The sequence below is a fragment of the Sphingomonas astaxanthinifaciens DSM 22298 genome (assembly GCF_000711715.1).
Lineage (GTDB): Bacteria > Pseudomonadota > Alphaproteobacteria > Sphingomonadales > Sphingomonadaceae > Sphingomicrobium > Sphingomicrobium astaxanthinifaciens_A.
Map to the genome: position 1 here is coordinate 147829 of NZ_JONN01000002.1, position 18431 is coordinate 166259.

At 67.5% G+C, this 18431-nt stretch carries 22 protein-coding genes; 12 read left to right on the plus strand and 10 right to left on the minus strand.

Features of this window, described 5'->3' with window-relative positions:
* Positions 1 to 66: 66 nt before the first annotated feature.
* Together greA and BS69_RS0111730 are read left to right on the plus strand one after the other, a co-directional pair.
* Positions 67 to 540, plus strand: a complete 474-nt coding sequence (greA, locus tag BS69_RS0111725; protein ID WP_029942140.1) for a transcription elongation factor GreA — start codon at positions 67 to 69, stop codon at positions 538 to 540.
* 4 nt (positions 541 to 544) lie between these two features.
* On the plus strand, positions 545 to 1174 hold the full coding sequence (locus BS69_RS0111730; protein ID WP_169738087.1) for a rhomboid family intramembrane serine protease: 630 nt from the start codon (positions 545 to 547) through the stop codon (positions 1172 to 1174).
* Here BS69_RS0111730 and BS69_RS0111735 read toward each other — a convergent pair.
* From BS69_RS0111735 to BS69_RS13795, 6 genes are all read right to left on the minus strand, one after another.
* On the minus strand, positions 1171 to 1419 hold the full coding sequence (locus BS69_RS0111735) for a hypothetical protein (protein WP_029942142.1): 249 nt from the start codon (positions 1417 to 1419) through the stop codon (positions 1171 to 1173). The two genes, BS69_RS0111730 and BS69_RS0111735, sit on opposite strands and share 4 nt — an antisense overlap.
* A 16-nt stretch (positions 1420 to 1435) precedes the next feature.
* Complete coding sequence (locus tag BS69_RS0111740; RefSeq protein WP_029942143.1) at positions 1436 to 1648, minus strand: DUF4170 domain-containing protein; 213 nt, start codon at positions 1646 to 1648, stop codon at positions 1436 to 1438.
* 124 nt (positions 1649 to 1772) lie between these two features.
* Complete coding sequence (locus BS69_RS0111745; protein WP_156957023.1) at positions 1773 to 2117, minus strand: hypothetical protein; 345 nt, start codon at positions 2115 to 2117, stop codon at positions 1773 to 1775.
* A 4-nt stretch (positions 2118 to 2121) separates the two neighbouring features.
* Complete coding sequence (locus BS69_RS0111750; protein WP_051676784.1) at positions 2122 to 2463, minus strand: hypothetical protein; 342 nt, start codon at positions 2461 to 2463, stop codon at positions 2122 to 2124.
* Complete coding sequence (locus BS69_RS0111755) at positions 2460 to 2813, minus strand: phage holin family protein (protein ID WP_029942146.1); 354 nt, start codon at positions 2811 to 2813, stop codon at positions 2460 to 2462. The genes BS69_RS0111750 and BS69_RS0111755 overlap by 4 nt, the downstream gene beginning before the upstream one ends.
* Positions 2814 to 2824: 11 nt before the next feature.
* Positions 2825 to 3406, minus strand: coding sequence for a hypothetical protein (locus tag BS69_RS13795; protein WP_051676785.1), 582 nt, complete (start codon positions 3404 to 3406; stop codon positions 2825 to 2827).
* Positions 3407 to 3568: 162 nt separating this feature from the next.
* Between BS69_RS13795 and eno the strand changes: the two genes are divergently transcribed.
* The 5 genes from eno to def all read left to right on the plus strand — a co-directional run bounded on the left by eno (position 3569) and on the right by def (position 8573).
* Complete coding sequence (eno, locus tag BS69_RS0111765) at positions 3569 to 4855, plus strand: phosphopyruvate hydratase (RefSeq protein WP_029942148.1); 1287 nt, start codon at positions 3569 to 3571, stop codon at positions 4853 to 4855.
* A 197-nt stretch (positions 4856 to 5052) separates the two neighbouring features.
* Entirely contained in the window at positions 5053 to 5358 is a 306-nt protein-coding gene (locus BS69_RS0111770) for an FtsB family cell division protein (RefSeq protein WP_342665829.1), read from the plus strand.
* Positions 5359 to 5436: 78 nt separating this feature from the next.
* Positions 5437 to 6486, plus strand: a complete 1050-nt coding sequence (pdhA, locus tag BS69_RS0111775) for a pyruvate dehydrogenase (acetyl-transferring) E1 component subunit alpha (RefSeq protein ID WP_029942150.1) — start codon at positions 5437 to 5439, stop codon at positions 6484 to 6486.
* Complete coding sequence (locus BS69_RS0111780) at positions 6486 to 7910, plus strand: pyruvate dehydrogenase complex E1 component subunit beta (RefSeq protein ID WP_029942151.1); 1425 nt, start codon at positions 6486 to 6488, stop codon at positions 7908 to 7910. The genes pdhA and BS69_RS0111780 overlap by 1 nt, the downstream gene beginning before the upstream one ends.
* 126 nt (positions 7911 to 8036) lie before the next feature.
* On the plus strand, positions 8037 to 8573 hold the full coding sequence (def, locus tag BS69_RS0111785) for a peptide deformylase (protein WP_029942152.1): 537 nt from the start codon (positions 8037 to 8039) through the stop codon (positions 8571 to 8573).
* A 91-nt stretch (positions 8574 to 8664) separates the two neighbouring features.
* Here def and purF read toward each other — a convergent pair whose 3' ends face one another.
* Positions 8665 to 10116, minus strand: coding sequence for an amidophosphoribosyltransferase (gene purF / locus BS69_RS0111790; RefSeq protein WP_029942153.1), 1452 nt, complete (start codon positions 10114 to 10116; stop codon positions 8665 to 8667).
* A 109-nt stretch (positions 10117 to 10225) separates the two neighbouring features.
* On the opposite strand from purF, the gene BS69_RS0111795 reads away from it, so the two are divergent.
* Both BS69_RS0111795 and BS69_RS0111800 read left to right on the plus strand, forming a co-directional pair.
* Entirely contained in the window at positions 10226 to 10651 is a 426-nt protein-coding gene (locus BS69_RS0111795; RefSeq protein WP_029942154.1) for a hypothetical protein, read from the plus strand.
* A gap of 69 nt (positions 10652 to 10720) precedes the next feature.
* Positions 10721 to 12517: an acyl-CoA dehydrogenase C-terminal domain-containing protein gene (locus BS69_RS0111800; protein ID WP_029942155.1), complete on the plus strand. Its 1797-nt coding sequence runs from the start codon at positions 10721 to 10723 to the stop codon at positions 12515 to 12517.
* 83 nt (positions 12518 to 12600) lie between these two features.
* On the opposite strand, the gene thpR is transcribed toward BS69_RS0111800, so the two are convergent.
* Positions 12601 to 13131: an RNA 2',3'-cyclic phosphodiesterase gene (gene thpR / locus BS69_RS0111805; protein WP_029942156.1), complete on the minus strand. Its 531-nt coding sequence runs from the start codon at positions 13129 to 13131 to the stop codon at positions 12601 to 12603.
* Between the two features lie 137 nt (positions 13132 to 13268).
* Here thpR and BS69_RS0111810 point away from each other — a divergent pair, with 137 nt between their 5' ends.
* Positions 13269 to 14000: a Bax inhibitor-1/YccA family protein gene (locus tag BS69_RS0111810; RefSeq protein ID WP_029942157.1), complete on the plus strand. Its 732-nt coding sequence runs from the start codon at positions 13269 to 13271 to the stop codon at positions 13998 to 14000.
* 104 nt (positions 14001 to 14104) lie between these two features.
* Entirely contained in the window at positions 14105 to 14971 is an 867-nt protein-coding gene (locus tag BS69_RS0111815; RefSeq protein ID WP_029942158.1) for a dienelactone hydrolase family protein, read from the plus strand.
* Here BS69_RS0111815 and BS69_RS0111820 read toward each other — a convergent pair.
* On the minus strand, positions 14968 to 15612 hold the full coding sequence (locus BS69_RS0111820) for a glutathione S-transferase family protein (RefSeq protein ID WP_029942159.1): 645 nt from the start codon (positions 15610 to 15612) through the stop codon (positions 14968 to 14970). The genes BS69_RS0111815 and BS69_RS0111820 overlap by 4 nt on opposite strands.
* A gap of 93 nt (positions 15613 to 15705) precedes the next feature.
* Positions 15706 to 17397, minus strand: a complete 1692-nt coding sequence (locus BS69_RS0111825) for a M28 family metallopeptidase (protein WP_037504852.1) — start codon at positions 17395 to 17397, stop codon at positions 15706 to 15708.
* A gap of 163 nt (positions 17398 to 17560) precedes the next feature.
* Here BS69_RS0111825 and BS69_RS0111830 point away from each other — a divergent pair, with 163 nt between their 5' ends.
* The gene (locus BS69_RS0111830; protein ID WP_245605162.1) at positions 17561 to 18409 is read left to right on the plus strand and encodes an ATP-grasp fold amidoligase family protein; all 849 of its coding nucleotides are present in this window, start codon (positions 17561 to 17563) and stop codon (positions 18407 to 18409) included.
* Positions 18410 to 18431: the final 22 nt, after the last annotated feature.

Genomic DNA, 18431 nt, shown 5'->3' on the forward strand with positions numbered 1-18431 from the left:
CTCCGGACCCACGGGCCCGCTGACCAGGCGGGAGAGCCAGATTTTTGAGAAGGACAAGGGGCGTTCATGGCGAGTGAAAAGGTGCCGATGCTGGCCGAAGGCTATCGGCTGCTCGAGGAAGAACTGAAGCGCCTCAAGCAGGAGCGGCCTGAGATCGTCGATGCGATCGAGGAAGCCCGCGCCCATGGCGACCTCAGCGAAAATGCCGAATATCATGCCGCCAAGGAACGGCAGGGCCAGGTCGAGGCGCAGATCGCCGACATCGAGGACCGGCTGGCGCGTGCGCTGGTGATCGACCCGACCACCCTGTCGGGCGACAAGGTCGTGTTCGGGGCCACGGTCAACCTCGTCGACGAGGACGACAAGCCGGTCCGCTACCAGCTCGTCGGCCAGCAGGAGGCGAACGCCAAGGACGGCCGGATCAGCTACAACAGCCCGCTCGGCCGCGCGCTCATCGGCCGCCAAGTCGGCGACGAGGTCGAGGTGACGACCCCGAGCGGTGACCGCTATTACGAGATCGCCGGGATCGAGTTCGTCTAGGGCCGTGCCGGCCTTCACCCGCACCGTGACGTTCTGGCTGGCGGCGGTCACGACCCTCGTCAGCGCCGTCATCTTCCTAGGCGCCCTGGGCCCGCACGCGATCCTTTCGCTGGGGTTCATCCCGGCGCGGGTGGGCGGGCTCGCCATTCCCTTCGACGAAGTCCCGGTGCTGCTGACCCCGCTGACCGCGACGCTGGTTCACGGCAGCTGGGCGCATCTCAGCTTCAACATGCTGATGCTGGTATGGTGCGGGCTGGCGGTCGAACGCGTGCTCGGCCGTGGCTCGCTCGCCTTCCTCTACGTGCTCGGCGGCTATTGCGCGATGGTCGCGCAGTGGGCGGCCAACCCGCTCGAGGTCAATCCGGTGATCGGCGCGAGCGGGGCGATCAGCGCGCTGATCGGCGCCTATGCGCTGAGCTTCGGACGCGCCAAGCTCGTCACGAAGAACCTGCGCCTCAATCGCTGGATCCACATCGCCTGGCTGGCGGTCGCGTGGACGGTGCTGCAGGTGGTGATCGGCTGGTCGGCGGGGCAGCAGGGGATGCTGCTGGCAACCCCGGCGCATGTCGGCGGCTTCCTCGCCGGCCTGCTGCTGCAGCGGCCGCTGCTGCTCTGGCGCTATCGGAAGGCCTAGCGGGACGGGCGACCGGTCCGGTAGGCGATCAGCAGGATGAGGCCGATCCCAACGAGCTTTGGCAGCGCCGCCGCGAAGATCCGGAGCGCCAGCGGTAGCCCCTCGGTCAGGGCGATCGAGGCAATCATCCCGAATATGGAGAAGAGGAGCCCGCCGACCAGAACGGCCCAGCCTTCCCAACGCGCCGGGGCGGCGCGGAAACGGGTCTCTTCAAGCGTGTAGATGAACCAAGGCTCGTCGCGCATCGCCGGGACCGCTTGTTCAGGCCTCGGGCTCGAGCAGCCGGTGGAGGTGGACCACCACATATTTCATCTCGGCGTCGTCGACCGTGCGCTGGGCCTGGGCGCGCCAGGCGTCTTCGGCGTCGGCGTAATTGTCGAACATGCCGACGATGTGGAGATTGGGAAGGTCGGTGAATTCGAGACCCGTCGGGTCCTTCACCTTGCCCCCGAACACGAGGTGGAGTTTGCTCATGCGCGGGCCGGTAGCATGGGACCTCGGCGCAATAAATAGCGTCGTCCCAGCGGAAGCCGGGACCCCAGGCAAATGGCGCCACGCCTCCTGAGGTCCCGGCCTTCGCCGGGACGACGCATAAAGATCAGGCGTTCGACGTGGTCGAGCTCGCGCCGAGGAATTCGCGGAGCTTGTCGCCCGCCATTTCGTCGAACTTCTGCTTGGCCATGCCGCGGCCGCGGTCGAGCGCGCCGCTGCCGGCCTCGGTGATCTTCGAGCCCAGCGGCTGGAGCAGTTCGCGCTCCTTGCGGCTGGCGGGCAGCACCGCGCCGAGCACCGCGCCGAGCGCCAGCCCCGCGCCAAGCGCGATCAGCGGGCTGTTGTCGATCTGGCTCGCGGCGCTGTCGCCGAGCCCGGCGAAACGGTCGGCGAGGCCGCTCGCCTGCGGCGCGGTCTCGTGGTTGTTCTGATACGCATCGGTCTTCGCCATCACTCTACTCCTTGTCGGCGCCAGCCTTGGCGCGCTCCTTGTTCGTGAAATCGTCCTCGTCGCCGCCGAGCCAGCGCCCGACCGCCGCGGCGAGCGGACGCCGGGCGATGAAGGCGGCCGCCGCGGCGGCGATCCCCGCCGCCATCAGCGGACGGTCCTTGACCGCGGTCACGGTCTCGTCGGCGACGACCAGCCCCTTGTCCTTGACGCTCTGCACCGCGTCCGAGGTGAGCCGGCCAGGGGCGAGCCTCGCCTTCACCTCGTCGAGGGTCGCCATCAGCCGGACCTTGGCCGCGTCGGCTTGCCCTCGGGCGCGGGCGATGCGGATGTCCTTGGCGTCGCTCATTTCGCGGCTCCCTTGGGCAGCTTCGCATAAGCGAGGTAGCCCAAAAGGCCCGCGAGGCCGCCGAGGATGACCAGGGTCAGCAGGCCCGCCAGCGCCGCATTCATCACCTGCGCCAACGCGACCCAGACGAGCGCGCAGAGGGTGAGGAAGGCGGCATGGGCGAAGAGCAGGGCCAGCACCCCGAGAACGGCCGGCGCCTTGTACGCGCCGGCCTTCTCGGCGCCGAGGGTCTTCACATAGTCGACCTCGGCCCGGGCATAGGCCTTGCCGTCCGCGACCAGGCGGCCAAGGAGATCGCCGATCCCCTCGTCCTTGCCGCCCGGAGCGGACCCATCGGCAGGCTTGAGCATCAAGCGCCGGCCTAGTCGTTCGACTTGCGACGGGCGGCGCGGCGCTCGGCCGCCTCGTCGTCGGGCATGCCGGCCTTCAGAAGCCGGATCAGCCCGAAGCCGATGATCGCCGCGCCGGCGAGCGCCACGCCCGGGCTCTTGCGGACCAGCTCGCGCGCATCGTCGACCAGCTCGTCGGGATCCTTGTTCTCGAGGCTGGTCGCATAACGCTGGACCGTCTCGCTCGCGCTGCGGGCATAGCCGGCATATTGCGGCCCGAGCTTCTCCTCGATCTGGGCAACGGTGTCACCGATCAGGGTCGAGATGTTGCCGAGCGTCGCCGAGCCGCTCTTGAGGCTGTCGCCGACGAAGCCGCGGGCGCGCCCGGTTGCCTCGTCACGGGCCTTGGTGGTGACGTTGCTGAGCATGCCGCGGATGCCGCCGCCCGACGCGCTGTCGCCCGCGTCATAATCGGCATCGCCCGCGCTGATCAGCGCGTTGGACTGGCTGGTGCTGGCCTTGGTGCCTGCGCGCGCGCCGGTCGTACCGGTGGTCGCACCGGCATCGAGGATCGTGTCGGTGCCCTCGGGCAGGGTGTTTGTCGTGTCGGCCATCAAGCCTCTCCTTTTCCTTCTACGCTGGAAAACTCTAACCGCTGCCGATAACGAGCCAGCAGCGGGCGCCGTTCCGGCCTTATTCGGCAGATCGGGGCCCGCGGCGGACCGTTCAAGTCCTTTGGCCACCGTAACGAATTTTGCCCCGGAGTGCATGCCCCCATGACCGCGATCCTCGACATCCATGCCCGTCAGATCCTCGACAGCCGCGGCAATCCGACGGTGGAGGTCGACGTGACGCTGGAGGACGGCAGCATGGGCCGCGCGGCGGTGCCCTCGGGCGCCTCGACCGGCGCGCACGAGGCGGTCGAACTGCGCGACGGCGACAAGGGGCTGTGGGGCGGGAAGGGCGTCGGACAAGCGGTCGCCGCGGTCAACGGCGAGATCGCCGAGGCGCTGCTCGGCTTCGAGGCCGAGGACCAGGCCGAGATCGACGCCGAGATGATCGGGCTCGACGGGACCGAAAACAAGGGCCGCCTGGGGGCCAATGCGATACTCGGCGTCAGCCTTGCGACCGCCAAAGCGGCGGCCGAGGCCCGCGGCCTTCCGCTCTACCGTTATGTGGGCGGGGTCGCGGCGGACACGCTGCCGGTGCCGATGATGAACATCCTGAACGGCGGCGCGCATGCCGACAATCCGATCGACTTCCAGGAATTCATGATCATGCCGGTCGGCGCCGAGACCTTCGGCGAGGCGCTGCGCTGCGGGGCGGAGATCTTCCATGCGCTCAAGGGCAAGCTCCACGCCGCGGGCCTGTCGACCGCGGTCGGCGACGAGGGCGGCTTCGCGCCCAACATCGCCAGCGCCCGCGCCGCCCTCGACTTCATCGGCGAGGCGGTGAATGCGGCCGGCTACAATCTCGGCGACGACGTGCTGATCGCGCTCGACTGCGCCGCGACCGAATTCTTCAAGGATGGGCGCTACGCCATGACCGGCGAGGGGCAGACCCTCGACGGCGAGGGCATGGCCCGCTTCCTCGAGGGGCTGGCGAACGACTATCCGATCGCCTCGATCGAGGACGGCATGGCCGAAGACGACATGGCGGGGTGGAAGGCGCTGACCGACCTCATCGGCAATCGCGTGCAGCTGGTCGGCGACGATCTGTTCGTCACCAACGAGGACCGGCTGCGGCAGGGGATCGAGGGGGGCATCGCCAATTCGATCCTGGTCAAGGTCAACCAGATCGGGACGCTGACCGAGACGATCGACGCGGTCCGGCTGGCGCAGACCAGCGGCTATACCGCGGTGATGAGCCATCGTTCGGGCGAGACCGAGGATTCGACCATCGCCGACCTCGCGGTCGCGCTCGCCTGCGGCCAGATCAAGACCGGCAGCCTCGCGCGCTCGGACCGCACCGCCAAGTACAACCAGCTGCTCCGGATCGAGGAAGAGCTCGGCGACGCCGCGCGCTATCCGGGCCGGGCGGCGGTCAAGGCTTACGGGGGCTGAGCGGCCGCGAACCGTCACCCCGGACTTGATCCGGGGTCAGCCTTTTCTTGGCGTTCACCGTGTCGCGCGAAGGCAGGCGGATCCCGGCTCAAGGCCGGGATGACGAAATAAAAGTCGCATTTTTATTGCCGTTGCGAATCGAACCCCTTGCGCCGCCGACTCAAGTCTGATTCTGTCCTTTTATGGGAAGGGGAGCAGTGAGCCAGGCACGAGGCCTGATCCGCCGGGCGATGTGGCCCGCGGTGTCGCTGCTCATCATCGGCACCTTCGCCGGCCATGCGGTGGCCGGGCCCAACGGCCTGCTGGCCTGGGGCGGCTATCACCGCGACCTCGCCGCGAAGAAACAGGAACTGGCGAAGCTCGAGGCCGAACGGAGCCAGTTGAAGCACCGCTCGGCGCTGCTCGACCCGCGCAAGGCCGATCCCGACATGGCCGACGAACTGATTCGCAAGGACCTCGGCCTGGTCCGTCCCGACGAGGTGATCGTTCCCCTCGAGGACTGATGCAGACGTATGCGCGAGGTTGCACGCCTCGCGTCGGCGCTCCTATAGGACCGGCGATCCAATCGACGAGGTAGACACGTGGCGCGTACGCCCAAGAAGGCCGCCGAGGCCGTTCCTTTGACTCCCAATCGCGAACGGCCACCGGAGCCGCAGCGCTACCAGGCGAGCAAGGAGGAGCTGCTCGGCTTCTATCGCCAGATGCTGCTGATCCGCCGCTTCGAGGAGCGCGCCGGCCAGCTCTACGGCCTCGGCTTCATCGGCGGCTTCTGCCACCTCTACATCGGCCAGGAAGCGGTCGCAGTCGGGCTGCAGAGCGCGATGGAAGTCGGCAAGGACAGCGTCATCACCGGCTATCGCGATCATGGCCACATGCTCGCCTACGGGATCGACCCCAAGGTCATCATGGCCGAGCTGACCGGCCGCGCCGCCGGCATCTCCAAGGGCAAGGGCGGCTCGATGCACATGTTCAGTGTCGAGCACGGCTTCTACGGCGGCCACGGCATCGTCGGCGCGCAGGTGTCCCTGGGCACCGGCCTCGCCTTCAAGCACCAGTATAGCGCCGATGGCGGCGTGTGCCTGTCCTATTTCGGCGACGGTGCGGCCAACCAGGGGCAGGTCTACGAGAGCTTCAACATGGCCGAGCTGTGGAAGCTGCCGGTCATCTACGCGATCGAGAACAACCATTACGCCATGGGCACCAGCGTCGAGCGCTCGGCTTCCGAACCCGAATTCTATCGCCGCGGCGAGAGCTTCCGCATCCCCGGCATCCAGGTCGACGGCATGGACGTGCTGGCGGTGCGCGGCGCGGCGCAGGTCGCGCTCGACTGGACCCGCGCGGGCAAGGGCCCGATCATCCTCGAACTCAAGACTTATCGCTATCGCGGCCACTCGATGAGCGATCCGGCCAAGTACCGGACCCGCGAGGAAGTGCAGAGCTACCGCGAGAACCAGGACCCGATCCAGCGCGCCGAAAAGGAGCTGGTCGCGATGGGGGTGGCCGAAGAAGAGCTCAAGGCAATCGACAAGGAAATCAAGGACATCGTGGTGGAAGCCGCGAAGTTTGCCGAAGAGGCGCCCGAGCCCGAGGCGGCCGAGCTCTACACTGACGTCCTGGTGGAGAATTACTGATGGGCGTCGAACTGAAGATGCCGGCCCTGTCCCCGACCATGGAGGAAGGGACGTTGGCCAAGTGGCTGGTCAAGGAAGGCGACACCGTGTCGAGCGGCGACATCCTCGCCGAGATCGAGACCGACAAGGCGACCATGGAGTTCGAGGCGGTCGACGAGGGGGTGATCTCGAAGATCCTCGTTCCCGAGGGCACCGACGGGGTGAAGGTCGGGACGGCCATCGCGCTGATGGGCGGGGATGCCGCCGAGGCCGCGCCCGCGCAGCCGGCCACCTCGGCCGACAGTGCTCCGACGCCCGAGGCCCCGGCCTCCGCCGGGGCGACGGTACCGTCGGACCAGCAGGCCGAAGCGCCGGCGCAGCCCAAGAAGGCCGAGACCGGCACCACCCAGCTCGCCGCCAAGGTCCGTCCGGCCGACCCGCAGGTCCCCGCGGGCACGCCGATGCAGAAGCTGACGCTGCGCGAGGCATTGCGCGATGCCATGGCCGAGGAGATGCGCAAGGACGAGCGCGTCTTCGTGATGGGCGAGGAAGTCGCGCAATATCAGGGCGCCTACAAGGTGACCCAGGGCCTGCTCGAGGAGTTCGGGCCCAAGCGCGTGATCGACACCCCGATCACCGAATATGGCTTTGCCGGCCTCGGCACAGGCGCGGCGATGGGCGGTTTGAAGCCCATCATCGAGTTCATGACCTTCAACTTCGCCATGCAGGCGATCGACCACATCATCAATTCGGCGGCCAAGACCAACTACATGTCGGGCGGCCAGATGCGCTGCCCGATCGTGTTCCGCGGTCCCAATGGCGCCGCCAGCCGGGTCGCCGCGCAGCACAGCCAGAATTACGCGCCCTGGTATGCGAGCGTGCCCGGCCTGATCGTGATCGCGCCCTATGACGCGGCCGATGCCAAGGGCCTGCTCAAGGCCGCGATCCGCAGCGAGGATCCGGTGGTCTTCCTCGAGAACGAACTGCTCTACGGCCATTCGTTCGAGCTTCCGCAGGTCCACGACTGGGTGCTGCCGATCGGGAAGGCCCGGACGATGCGCGAGGGCAAGGACGTCACCATCGTCAGCTATTCGATCGGGGTGGGCCTGGCGCTCGAGGCGGCCGAAAGCCTTGCCGGCGAGGGGATCGACGCCGAGGTCATCGACCTGCGCACCCTGCGCCCGCTCGACAAGGCGGCGGTGCTGGTAAGCCTCAAGAAGACCAACCGCATGGTGGTGGTCGAGGAAGGCTGGCCGACCTGCTCGATCGCCAGCGAGATCATCGCCATCTGCATGGAAGAGGGCTTCGACGACCTCGACGCGCCGGTCGTGCGCGTGACCAATGCCGACGTGCCCATGCCCTATGCGGCGAACCTCGAGAAGGCGGCGCTGATCAAGGCGGCCGACGTCGTCGCGGCGGTGAAGAAGGTAACGTACAAGGGCTGACCCGATGGAAGATGGCGTCACCCCGGACTTGATCCGGGGTCCCGCTTCTTCCCTCGAAAAGGGTAGCGGGATCCCGGGTCGAGCCCGGGGTGACGAGGGATGGGTTAGCCACTAGATAGCCTCGCCATGGCCATTCTTCCCATCGTCTGCATTCCCGATCCGATCCTGCGCGAGATCTCGACTCCGGTCGAAACCTTCGACGCTGAACTGAAGACCCTCATCGCCGACATGTTCGAGACGATGTACGACGCGCCCGGCATCGGTCTCGCCGCGGTCCAGGTGGGCGTCGCCAAAAGGCTGCTCGTCATCGACCTCCAGGAAGAAGAGGACGAAGAGGGCAAGCCGATCAAGGACCCGCGCGTCTTCATCAACCCGGAGGTGCTCGAGGAGAGCGGGACGATGGTGCCCTACAAGGAGGGCTGCCTGTCGATCCCCGAGCAATATGCCGAAGTGCTGCGCCCCGACCGGATCAAGGCGCGGTGGCAGGATGCCGAGGGCAAGACCCACGAGTACGAGATCACCGGCCTGCTGGCGGTCTGCCTCCAGCACGAGATCGACCATCTGAACGGCGTGCTGTTCATCGACCACCTCTCGCGGCTGAAGCGCGAGATGCTGCTCAAGAAGCTGGCTAAGGGCCGCAAGGACGGCTCGATCACGATGTAGGTCGTCGTCCCGGCGAAGGCCGGGGTCTCAGGAGGCTGAGTCCGAATTTGGCTGAGGTCCCGGCCTTCGCCGGGACGACGCGCTTCAAATCCTAGCTTACCGCGGCGAGCTTCAATCCGCTTTCTTCCGCCTTCTTGTCGGTGAGGTCGGTCAGCCGGGTCGGATAGTCGCCGGTGAAGCAGGCGTCGCAGCGCTGCGGGGCGGCGGCGTCGCGGTGGTCACCAAGCGCGCGGTAGAGGCCGTCGATGCTGATGAAGGCGAGGCTGTCCGCGTTGATGTACTTGGCCATCGCCTCGACATCCATCTGCGCGGCCAGCAGCTTGGCGCGCTCGGGCGTGTCGACGCCGTAGAAGCAGCTGTGGCGGGTCGGGGGCGAGGCGATCCGCATGTGCACCTCGCGCGCGCCGGCATCGCGCATCATCTGCACGATCTTGAGGCTGGTCGTCCCGCGCACGATCGAATCGTCGATCAACACCACGCGCTTGCCCTTGATCAGCGCGCTATTGGCATTGTGCTTGAGCTTGACGCCGAGGTGGCGGACCTCCTGGCTCGGCTGGATGAAGGTGCGGCCGACATAGTGCGAGCGGATGATGCCGAGCTCGAACGGAATCCCGCTCGCCTGCGCATAGCCGATCGCGGCCGGCACGCCGCTGTCGGGAACGGGGACCACGATGTCGGCCTCGACCCCGGCCTCCTCGGCCAGCACCGCGCCGATGTTCTTGCGGCTCTCGTAGACGCTGATCCCGTCGACCACGCTGTCGGGGCGCGAGAAATAGACATGCTCGAAGATGCAGGGACGCGGGGAGGCGGACGCGAAGGGGCGGAAGCTGCGCAGGCCGTCGGCGTTGACGATGACCATCTCGCCAGGTCCCACGTCGCGCTCGTAGCGGGCGCCGATGACGTCGAGGGCCACGGTCTCGCTGGCGAAGACGACGGTGTCGCCGATCCGGCCCATGACGAGCGGACGGATGCCGAGCGGATCGCGGCAGGCGATCAAGCCCTGCTCGGTCAGCATCAGGAGGGCATAGGCGCCCTCGACCTGCGTCAGCGCGTCGACGATCCGGTCGAGGAGCTGGGTGTGCGCCGAGGTCGCGACGAGGTGGATGACGACCTCGGTGTCGGAGGTCGACTGGAAGATCGAGCCGCGCCGGTTGAGCGTTCGGCGAAGCTTCATCGCGTTAGAGATATTGCCGTTGTGGGCGACCGCGAAGCCGCCGTCGGCGAGCTCGGCGAACAGGGGCTGGACGTTGCGGAGCGCGGACGAGCCCGTGGTCGAATAGCGGACGTGGCCGATGGCGGTCCGGCCGGGGAGGGCGCGGATCACCTCGTCACGGTCGAAATTGCCCGCGACATGCCCCTGCGCGCGGTGCGAGTGGAACCCGCTCTGGTCGAGCGAGGTGATTCCCGCCGCTTCCTGCCCGCGATGCTGGAGCGCGTGGAGGCCCAAAGCAACGAAGCTCGCCGCATTGTCCGCGTTCCAGGCGGCGAAGATGCCGCACTCCTCGCGCAGCTTGTCGTCGTCGTAAGGATTGGTCGTCAGCATGGGTCCGCCCGCTCTGAGATTGCCGCGCATATAGGGGAGGCGTGCGCGTTTGTCGCCTGTCCGCTGAACCGGGGTTGAAGGGGAGGCGACAGCGGGGCAGGAAAAGGCCATGCGCCGCGCCTTGATCCTGTCCCTCCTGCTCCTCGCCGCCTGCCGCAACGCAGCGCCCGAGGGCAATCAGGCCGGGGCGGAGCCGGCGGCGCCGCGACCCCAGGCCTTTCTCAGCTATGCGGGAAGCGGCCGCGACCGCCTGTGCATCGGCGGCCCGAACGCCGACGCCGGCGTGGTCGCTTACGGCGACGGCGATTCCAATTGTCTCGTCCGCGGACGGATCGAAGGCGGGGCGCTCGTCCCCAACGGCGACCAGAGCTGCCGTCTTCCGGTCAGCGAGGCCGGCGACCGGATGACCTTCGGCCAGCTGCCAGCATCCTGTGCTTATTATTGCGGGCCGGGTGCGAGCCTTGCCGGCAAGACCTTCACCCGTATGGAAAAACCCGAGCCGGCGAGTGATCTCGTCGGCGATCCGCTCTGCTGACATTATTGTTGATTAAGGGCCGCTCACCCACCTAGAGCATTGCCAACAGGTTCTTTCGGAGACGCCACGATGCCCGTCTACAACGCCCCCGTCCGCGACACCCGCTACGTCCTCGACCACATCGTGCAGATGCAGAACTTCGGCAACCTGCCGGGCTTCGCCGATGCCACCCCCGACCTCGTCGAGGCGATCCTCAACGAGGGCGCGCGCTTCACCCAGGAAGTGCTGCTTCCCCTCAACCGCATCGGTGACGAGGAAGGCTGCACCCGTCACGAGGACGGCTCGGTGACCACGCCCAAGGGCTTCAAGGACGCCTACAAGCAGTTCTGTGAACTCGGCTTCACCAGCCTGTCGGCGCCGCAGGAGTTTGGCGGGCAGGGGCTTCCCCACGTGCTCTCGACCGCGCTTTCCGAATATGTGCTCTCGGCCAACCAGAGCTTCGAGATGTATCATGGCCTGACCGCCGGCGCGATCGCCTCGCTGCTGGTCAAGGGCACGCCCGAGCAGCAGCAGACCTATGTCCCCAAGATGGTTGAGGGCACCTGGACGGGCACGATGAACCTCACCGAGCCGCATTGCGGAACCGACCTCGGGCTCATCAAGACCAAGGCCGAGCCGCAGGCCGACGGCAGCTACAAGATCACCGGCACCAAGATCTTCATCTCGTCCGGCGAGCACGACATGAGCGAGAACATCATCCACCTGGTGCTCGCCAAGATCGTCGGCGCGCCCGACAACGTGAAGGGCATTTCGCTGTTCGTGGTGCCCAAGTTCATCGTGCAAGAGGACGGCACCCCGGGTGAGCGCAACAGCCTCGCCTGCGGCTCGATCGAGCACAAGATGGGCATCCACGGCAATTCGACCTGCGTCATGAACTATGACGGCGCGACCGGCTGGCTGGTCGGCGAGCCCGAGAAGGGCCTGGCCGCCATGTTCATCATGATGAACGCCGCGCGCCTCGGCGTCGGCCTGCAGGGCCTCGCGCAGGGCGAGATCGCCTATCAGAATGCCGTGGCCTATGCGAAGGACCGCCGCCAGGGCCGGGCGCTGAAGCCCGAGCTGCGCGACGCCAATGCCAAGGCCGACAACCTGTTCGTCCACCCCGACGTCCGCCGCATGCTGCTCGAGGCCAAGGCCTTCAACGAGGCCGCCCGCGCGCTGATCCTGTGGGGGAGCCTGCAGGTCGACCTTTCCCGCAAGGGCGCGACCGAGGAAGAGCGCCAGCGCGCCGACGACCTCATTTCGCTGCTGACCCCGGTCATCAAGGGCTATCTCACCGACAAGGGCTTCGAGGCCACGGTGAACATGCAGCAGGTGTTCGGCGGCCACGGCTACATCCGCGAATGGGGGATGGAGCAGTTCGTCCGCGACGCCCGCATCGCCCAGATCTACGAGGGCACCAACGGCGTCCAGGCGATGGACCTGGTCGGCCGCAAGCTCGGCGCCAATGGCGGCCGCGCGATCCAGCTCCTGTTCGCGACCATCGCCGCCGACATCGCCGACGCGCGCAAGAATGGCGATCCCGCCGGGGTCGCGGGCCCGCTCGAGAAGGCGCTTGGCCATCTGCAGGCCGCGACCATGTGGCTGGCGCAGAACGGGATGCAGGATCCCAATCACGCCGGCGCGGGAGCGGTGCCCTACATGCACCTGATGGGTCTCGTGACGCTCGGCTGGATGTGGCTCAAGATGGCCGACGTCTCGGCCCGGCTCGAGAATGAGGCGGGCGAGGACGCGAGCTTCCACCAGACCAAGCTCGCCACCGCGCGCTTCTACGCCAGCCGCGAGCTTCCCAAGGCGAGCGCCTATCGCGGCCAGATCGAGGCCGGCGGCGACACGGTGATGGCGCTCGACGAAGCGGCCTTCTGACGAACTGACGTCGTCCCCGCGGAGGCGGGGACCTCGGGCGACGTGCGCTGTCTCCTGGGGTCTCCGCCTTCGCGGGGACGACGCTATTTGAGCCCCACTTCCAACACTTCCTCATAATGCGGCCCGGCCTTGCCGAGCCGGCTTTCGAACAGAACCAGCCGGTCGACGGTCCATGGCTCGCTTGAAAGCGTCCCGTGGCGCCGGAGCCAGTCCCCGAGCGCAGGCGCGGGGCCGCTCCAGCGGGCGAGGGTGATGTGGGGCGTGAAGGCGCGGATCTCGGGCGGGAGGCCCGCCGACTGCAGCGCGCGCTCGACCTTGGCGGCGAGCGCGGCGACCGGCTCGCGTGGCGCGATGCCGGCCCACAGGGCACCCGAACCTTTGTGGTGGAATTGCCCGACCCCTGCCAGCCTCAGGTCGAAGCGCGGGACATGCACGGCGGCGAGCGCGGCAGCGGCATCCTCGGCAGTGCGACCGTCGACCTCGCCGATGAAGCGCAGGGTGAGGTGGAAGCTGTCGGCATGGACCCAGCGCAGCCCCTCGGGTCCGTCCTCGAGATCGAGGAGCAGGTCGGCAATCGGCTTGGGAAGGGGGAGGGCGACGAACAGCCGGTGCATGGCGTCACTTTGAGACAAGCGACGGTTACTGCAACGCTTACCGTCGTCCGACCGGTTTTTCTTGAAACCTTCGGATGGCTCTACGATATATGGTCACGTGGACGGGCCATCTCGGTCCGCCGACAATGGAGCTAGAAATGCAGAACTGGTCTGACCCGCGAACGACGACCGCCGCGAACCCCGCCGTATCGGTCGGCGTGCCGCGCGCCGCCCGCGACGCGGGCCTGCGGTCCTACATGTTGAGCGTGTACAATTACATGGCGTCGGGCGTGCTGCTGACCGGCATCGTCGCCCTGCTGTTCGCCTCGAGCGGCATGGCGGCCCAGGTTCTGCAGACCCCGCTGCGCTGGGTGATCATCTTCGCCCCGCTCGCCTTCGTCATGGCGATGAGCTTCGGCCTCAACCGGATGAAGACCTCGACCCTGCAGGCGCTCTACTGGGCGTTCGCGGTCGTGATGGGCCTGTCGATGAGCTCGATCTTCCTAGTCTATACCGGGACGAGCATCGCGACGACCTTCTTCGCCGTCGCCGCGGCCTTCGCCGGGCTGAGCCTCTGGGGCTACACCACCAAGCGTGACCTCAGCGGTTTCGGCACCTTCCTGATCATGGGCGTCGTCGGCCTGCTGGTCGCCTCGCTGCTGAACCTGTGGCTGCAGTCGAGCGCGATGCAGCTGGCGATCAGCGCGATCGGCGTGCTGCTGTTCGCGGGCCTGACCGCCTACGACACGCAGAAGATCAAGAGCATGTACGCCTATGTCGCGGGCAGCGACATGATGGGCAAGGTCGTGATCATGGGGGCGCTGAACCTCTATCTCGACTTCATCAACATGTTCACCTTCCTGCTGCAGTTCCTCGGCGACCGCCGCTAAGGGACGCGCACCAGAAGGATACGGTAGAAGGGACCCGGTGGAGCGATCCGCCGGGTCCTTTATTTTTGGGCGCAAGCATTTCAGCCTGACAGGAGATCCGAGCCATGTGCGAGACCGACAAGGGCCGCTTCATCGTCGACACCGACATGACCCGGCGCGGGCTGATGATCGGGCTTGCGGGCACCGCTGCCGCGACGGGGCTTCCCGGCTTCGCGGCCGCCGCCGGGTCGGTCGTGGAGAGCGACGTCCTCGTGCCCACCCCCGACGGACAGGCCGATGCCGCGCTGTTCCACCCGGCGGGCAAGGGGCGCTGGCCGGCGGTCCTGATCTGGACCGACATTCTCGGGCTTCGTCCCGTCTTCCGCGAGATGGGCCGCCGCCTCGCCGCGCAGGGCCATGTCGTGCTCGTCCCCAATCCCTATTACCGGGCGAAGAAGGCGCCGGTGGTATCGGGGAGCGTCGACTTCTCCGACCGCGCGGCGATGAAGCCGGTGATGGAGTATCGCGCCGCACTGACCGACGAACGCATCGACAGCGACGCGCGCGCCTATCTCGCCTTCCTCGACCGGCAGAAGGCCACCGACCGCGCGCGCGGGGCGGGCGTCCAGGGCTATTGCATGGGCGGGCCCTTCACCTTCCGGACCGCTGCCGCGGTGCCCGGGCGGATCCGCGCGGCGGCGAGCTTCCATGGCGGCGGGCTCGTCACCGACAAGCCGAACAGCCCGCACCTCCTCCTTCCCCGGACCAGGGCCGACTTTCTCGTCGCCATCGCGCAAAATGACGACGCCAGGCAGCCGGACGCCAAGGCCACGCTTCGCACCGCCTTCGCGCAAGCGAAGCGCCGGGCCGAGATCGAGGTCTATCCCGCCGACCATGGCTGGTGCGTCGGCGGCAGCCAGGCCTATGACGAGGCCGCGGCCGAAAAGGCCTGGGCGCGCCTTACCAGCCTCTACAAGGCGCGGCTGGCCTAGGCCGCGGGGGCCGCTGCTTGGGCGGCGGCCTTCAGCGCCTCGCCCGCGTCGGTATCGATCTGCTTCGCGCGGCGCCAGGCGTCGCGGTCGGTGCAGCGGGCGACATAGGCCTTGAGCGTGTCCGAGCCCTCGATCATCCCGAACATCATCATGAAGCCGAGCTGCGAGGCCAGCACGAGGTCGGCCGCGGAGAAACGGCCCGTCACATAGTCGCGGTCGCCGAGCATCGTCTCGAGCGCCTCGAACACCAGCGCCTCGTTGCCGTGGCCGAACATCCGCTGCTTGTCCGCTGGCGGATCGTAATTGATCGCCTTCAAACTGAAGGTCATCTCGAGCGGTCCGCTCGCGAAGAAGAGATAGCGGTAATAGTCCGCGCGGTCGGCGGGAGCGGGGGCAAGTCCGGCGTCCGGAAAGGCGTCGGCAAGATAGGCGCAGATCGCCGCGACCTCGGTCACCACCTTGCCGCGGTGGCGGATCGCCGGGATCTTCATCATCGGGTTGATCGCGCGATATTCGTCGCCCTTGAGGGTCGTCGCATAGTCGAGGATCACCGTCTCGTAGGGCGCGCCCACCTCCTCCAGCATCCAGCGGACGATCTGCCCGCGCGACTGCGGGTTGGTATAGAAAGTGAGGTCGGTCATGGCGCTTCCCCTGCAGAACGAAAAGGGAACGTAACCCAGATGACCAGGCGATGGCAAGGCGGCCGGTCCGATCCCGGCCGCCCTGCAGATCGACTAGCCGCGTTCGCCCGCCGTGGTCGTTGCGGGTGCCGCCGCGCCGCGATCGCCGGCGCTGGCATCACGGGCCGCGCGGAATTCGCTGTCGTCGCTCCAGTTGGGCCAGGCGGTCGAATTGGCGAGGTCGCGCCCGACGTTGTGGAGGAGCTGCGCGTCCTGGGCGAGGCCGGACAGATCCCAGCTCGGCGAATATTCGTCGTCGGGCTGGTGGTAGCGCTTGACGGTATAGTCCTCGTTCAGGGCAAGGCCGCGCGCCTTGCCGCCGTTGACGAGATCGATGCCGCCGCGCCAGCTCACCGCCGGAACGCCGCGCTTGGCGAAGGGGAAGTGGTCGGAGCGGAAGAAGTAACCCGCCTCGACCTTCTCGTCGGGGGAGTAGGTCCGCTTCTGCTTCGCCCCTTCCGCGACCAGCATGTCGAGCAGCCCGAGCTTGGCCGAGCCAGACATGGAGAAGTCGCGCGCCGGTCCGTAAATGGCGCCGCCGTCGGTGTTGAGGACGCCGGCGGTCTTGGAGAGCGGATAGAGCGGGTTCGAGACATAATATTCGCTGCCGAGCAGGCCCTTCTCCTCGGCGGTCACGAACAGGAAGACGAGGCTGCGGGCGGTGCGTGGGCCCTTGGCGAACCAGCGCGCCTGCTCGAGCACGTGGGCGGTGCCCGTCGCATTGTCGAGCGCGCCATTGTAGATATTGTCGCCATTGGCGTCGGGCAGGCCGACCCCGAGGTGATCCCAGTGCGCCGAATAGATCACCGTCTCGTCGGGCCGCTTCGTGCCCGGCAGCAGGCCGACTACATTGTAGCTGGTGATGGTCCTGGCGGCGGCATTGCCGGTGACGCTGAGACGCATCGGCAGCTCGACCGGCTTGAAGTCGCGGCGACGGGCCATGGCCTTGGCCTCGGCCAGCGTCATGCCAGCGCTGGCGAAGATTTTCGACGCGGTGGCGCTCGTCACCCAGCTTTCCATCGCGGGATGCGATCCGCCGGGGTTCTGGCGGACGACGTCGAACATGGTGTTGGTGTTCGAATTCTTGACCGTGTTCCAGCCGTAGGAGGCCGGCGCGTCCTCGTGGACGATGATCACGCCCGCCGCGCCGAGCTTGGCCGCCTGCTCATATTTGTAGGTCCAGCGGCCGTAATAGGTCATCGCCTTGCCGCCGAAATCGGGGCCGCCGTCGCCGATCGGGCCGTCGAAATCGGGGTCGTTGATGAAGACGACGAGGATCTTGCCGCGCAGGTCCTGGCCCTTGAAGTCGTCCCACTGGCGTTCGGGCGCCTGGACCCCATAGCCGGCGAAGACGAGCGGCGCATTGTCGAGGCGGAGCTGGCTCGCGCCGGTCAGCGGCGCGCGGACCGCGATATCCGTGCCCTGCGTAAGGCGAGCGCCGCCCGACGTCCCCTGCAGCGTCACGACCGGATCGGCGCTCCAGCTCGACTGCAGCAGCGGCACGCGCTGGGTATATTGGCGCTTGCCGTCGATCACTTCGCCGCCCGGCTGGACGCCCGCGGCCTTGAGCTGCTGGACGAGATAGGCGACCGTCTTGGTCTCGCCCGGGGTGGCCGGACCGCGGCCTTCATAGGCGTCGCTCGACAGGGTCTTGATGTCCTGCGCGACGCGCGCGGTCGAAAAGGTCTGTGCGGCGAGCGGGGCGGAGGCGAGGGCAGTGGCCGCGAGAAGAAGGAGAGGACGCATCAGGGCTGGCTCCGTGAAATTTTCGCAAAGGCTGTGGCTGCTCATGCAACTCCCGTGCCGGTCTGAAAAGCAGCTTTTGTACGAAAAGCGGCAGGGGTTCCCTTCCGCCCTTTGGTCCGGGTCTGGAACGATCGGGCGATCTGGATCACTTGGGGGAGCGATGATGCGTTTCCTGTACCGCCCACCGACTCCGCCCGGCACCAGCCGCCTGCGGATCCAGCTCACTTACCTTTGGCGGCACCGGCGGCTGGCGCGGCTCGCGGCGCCCGTCCTGCTCACCGAGTGGATCCAGCACCGCAAGCTCCACGACCGCGATCCGCGGCTTCCGCTGCTGGCCGACAAGGTCAAGGTGAAGCCATGGGTGGCGCAGCAACTCGGGCTGTCGTGGGTGACCCCGACCCTGTGGCAGGGCAGTCGGCTTCCCGAGCATCCGGCCTGGGATTTCCCTTATGTCGTCAAGTCGCGCCACGGCTGCAACCAGACGCTGGTGGTGCGCAATGCCGCCGATCATCGCGAAGCGCGCGACCGCTCGGCCGCGTGGATGGCGCATCCCTATGGCGGCTGGCTCGACGAGTGGCTCTACGGCGGGATCGAGCGCGGCCTGCTGGTCGAGCCCTTCATCGGCGAAGGCGACGCGCTGCCGCTCGACTACAAGATCTTCGTCTTCGGCGGCGAGGCGCGGTTCGTTCAGGTGCATCTGGGGCGCGGGACCAATCATCGCTGGATCGTGTTCGACCGCCAGTGGAAGCGGGTCTCGCCCGCCTCCGCCGACCCCGATCCCGCCCGCCCGGCATCGCTCGCCGCGATGCTGCGTGCGGCCGAGCGGCTGGGCGCGGGCTTCGATTTCGTCCGGGCCGATTTCTACGAGATCGCCGGCACGCCCCGCTTCGGCGAACTGACCTTCTATCCCGGAAGCGGCCTCGAGGCGGTCGAGCCGCCGAGCCTCGACGCGCTGATGGGCGCGCTGTGGGCGGGGGCACGCGCGGGCGGGGAGGACCAACTCGCCGCTTGACGCGACCGTTCGCCTAGCTGTA

Excerpts from the sequence above, each read along its gene's own strand:
- BS69_RS0111795 (WP_029942154.1), top strand. The coding sequence starts at position 10,226 with ATGCGCCGCGCCTTGATCCTGTCCCTCCTGCTCCTCGCCGCCTGCCGC.
- BS69_RS0111820 (WP_029942159.1), bottom strand. The coding sequence starts at position 15,612 with ATGACCGACCTCACTTTCTATACCAACCCGCAGTCGCGCGGGCAGATC.
- BS69_RS0111830 (WP_245605162.1), top strand. The coding sequence starts at position 17,561 with ATGCGTTTCCTGTACCGCCCACCGACTCCGCCCGGCACCAGCCGCCTG.
- BS69_RS0111755 (WP_029942146.1), bottom strand. The coding sequence starts at position 2,813 with ATGCTCAAGCCTGCCGATGGGTCCGCTCCGGGCGGCAAGGACGAGGGG.
- BS69_RS0111810 (WP_029942157.1), top strand. The coding sequence starts at position 13,269 with ATGCAGAACTGGTCTGACCCGCGAACGACGACCGCCGCGAACCCCGCC.
- BS69_RS0111750 (WP_051676784.1), bottom strand. The coding sequence starts at position 2,463 with ATGAGCGACGCCAAGGACATCCGCATCGCCCGCGCCCGAGGGCAAGCC.
- BS69_RS0111800 (WP_029942155.1), top strand. The coding sequence starts at position 10,721 with ATGCCCGTCTACAACGCCCCCGTCCGCGACACCCGCTACGTCCTCGAC.
- BS69_RS0111735 (WP_029942142.1), bottom strand. The coding sequence starts at position 1,419 with ATGCGCGACGAGCCTTGGTTCATCTACACGCTTGAAGAGACCCGTTTC.
- def (WP_029942152.1), top strand. The coding sequence starts at position 8,037 with ATGGCCATTCTTCCCATCGTCTGCATTCCCGATCCGATCCTGCGCGAG.
- BS69_RS13795 (WP_051676785.1), bottom strand. The coding sequence starts at position 3,406 with ATGGCCGACACGACAAACACCCTGCCCGAGGGCACCGACACGATCCTC.
- thpR (WP_029942156.1), bottom strand. The coding sequence starts at position 13,131 with ATGCACCGGCTGTTCGTCGCCCTCCCCCTTCCCAAGCCGATTGCCGAC.
- BS69_RS0111745 (WP_156957023.1), bottom strand. The coding sequence starts at position 2,117 with ATGGCGAAGACCGATGCGTATCAGAACAACCACGAGACCGCGCCGCAG.
- purF (WP_029942153.1), bottom strand. The coding sequence starts at position 10,116 with ATGCTGACGACCAATCCTTACGACGACGACAAGCTGCGCGAGGAGTGC.
- BS69_RS0111740 (WP_029942143.1), bottom strand. The coding sequence starts at position 1,648 with ATGAGCAAACTCCACCTCGTGTTCGGGGGCAAGGTGAAGGACCCGACG.
- BS69_RS0111815 (WP_029942158.1), top strand. The coding sequence starts at position 14,105 with ATGTGCGAGACCGACAAGGGCCGCTTCATCGTCGACACCGACATGACC.
- BS69_RS0111825 (WP_037504852.1), bottom strand. The coding sequence starts at position 17,397 with ATGCGTCCTCTCCTTCTTCTCGCGGCCACTGCCCTCGCCTCCGCCCCG.
- eno (WP_029942148.1), top strand. The coding sequence starts at position 3,569 with ATGACCGCGATCCTCGACATCCATGCCCGTCAGATCCTCGACAGCCGC.
- greA (WP_029942140.1), top strand. The coding sequence starts at position 67 with ATGGCGAGTGAAAAGGTGCCGATGCTGGCCGAAGGCTATCGGCTGCTC.
- BS69_RS0111780 (WP_029942151.1), top strand. The coding sequence starts at position 6,486 with ATGGGCGTCGAACTGAAGATGCCGGCCCTGTCCCCGACCATGGAGGAA.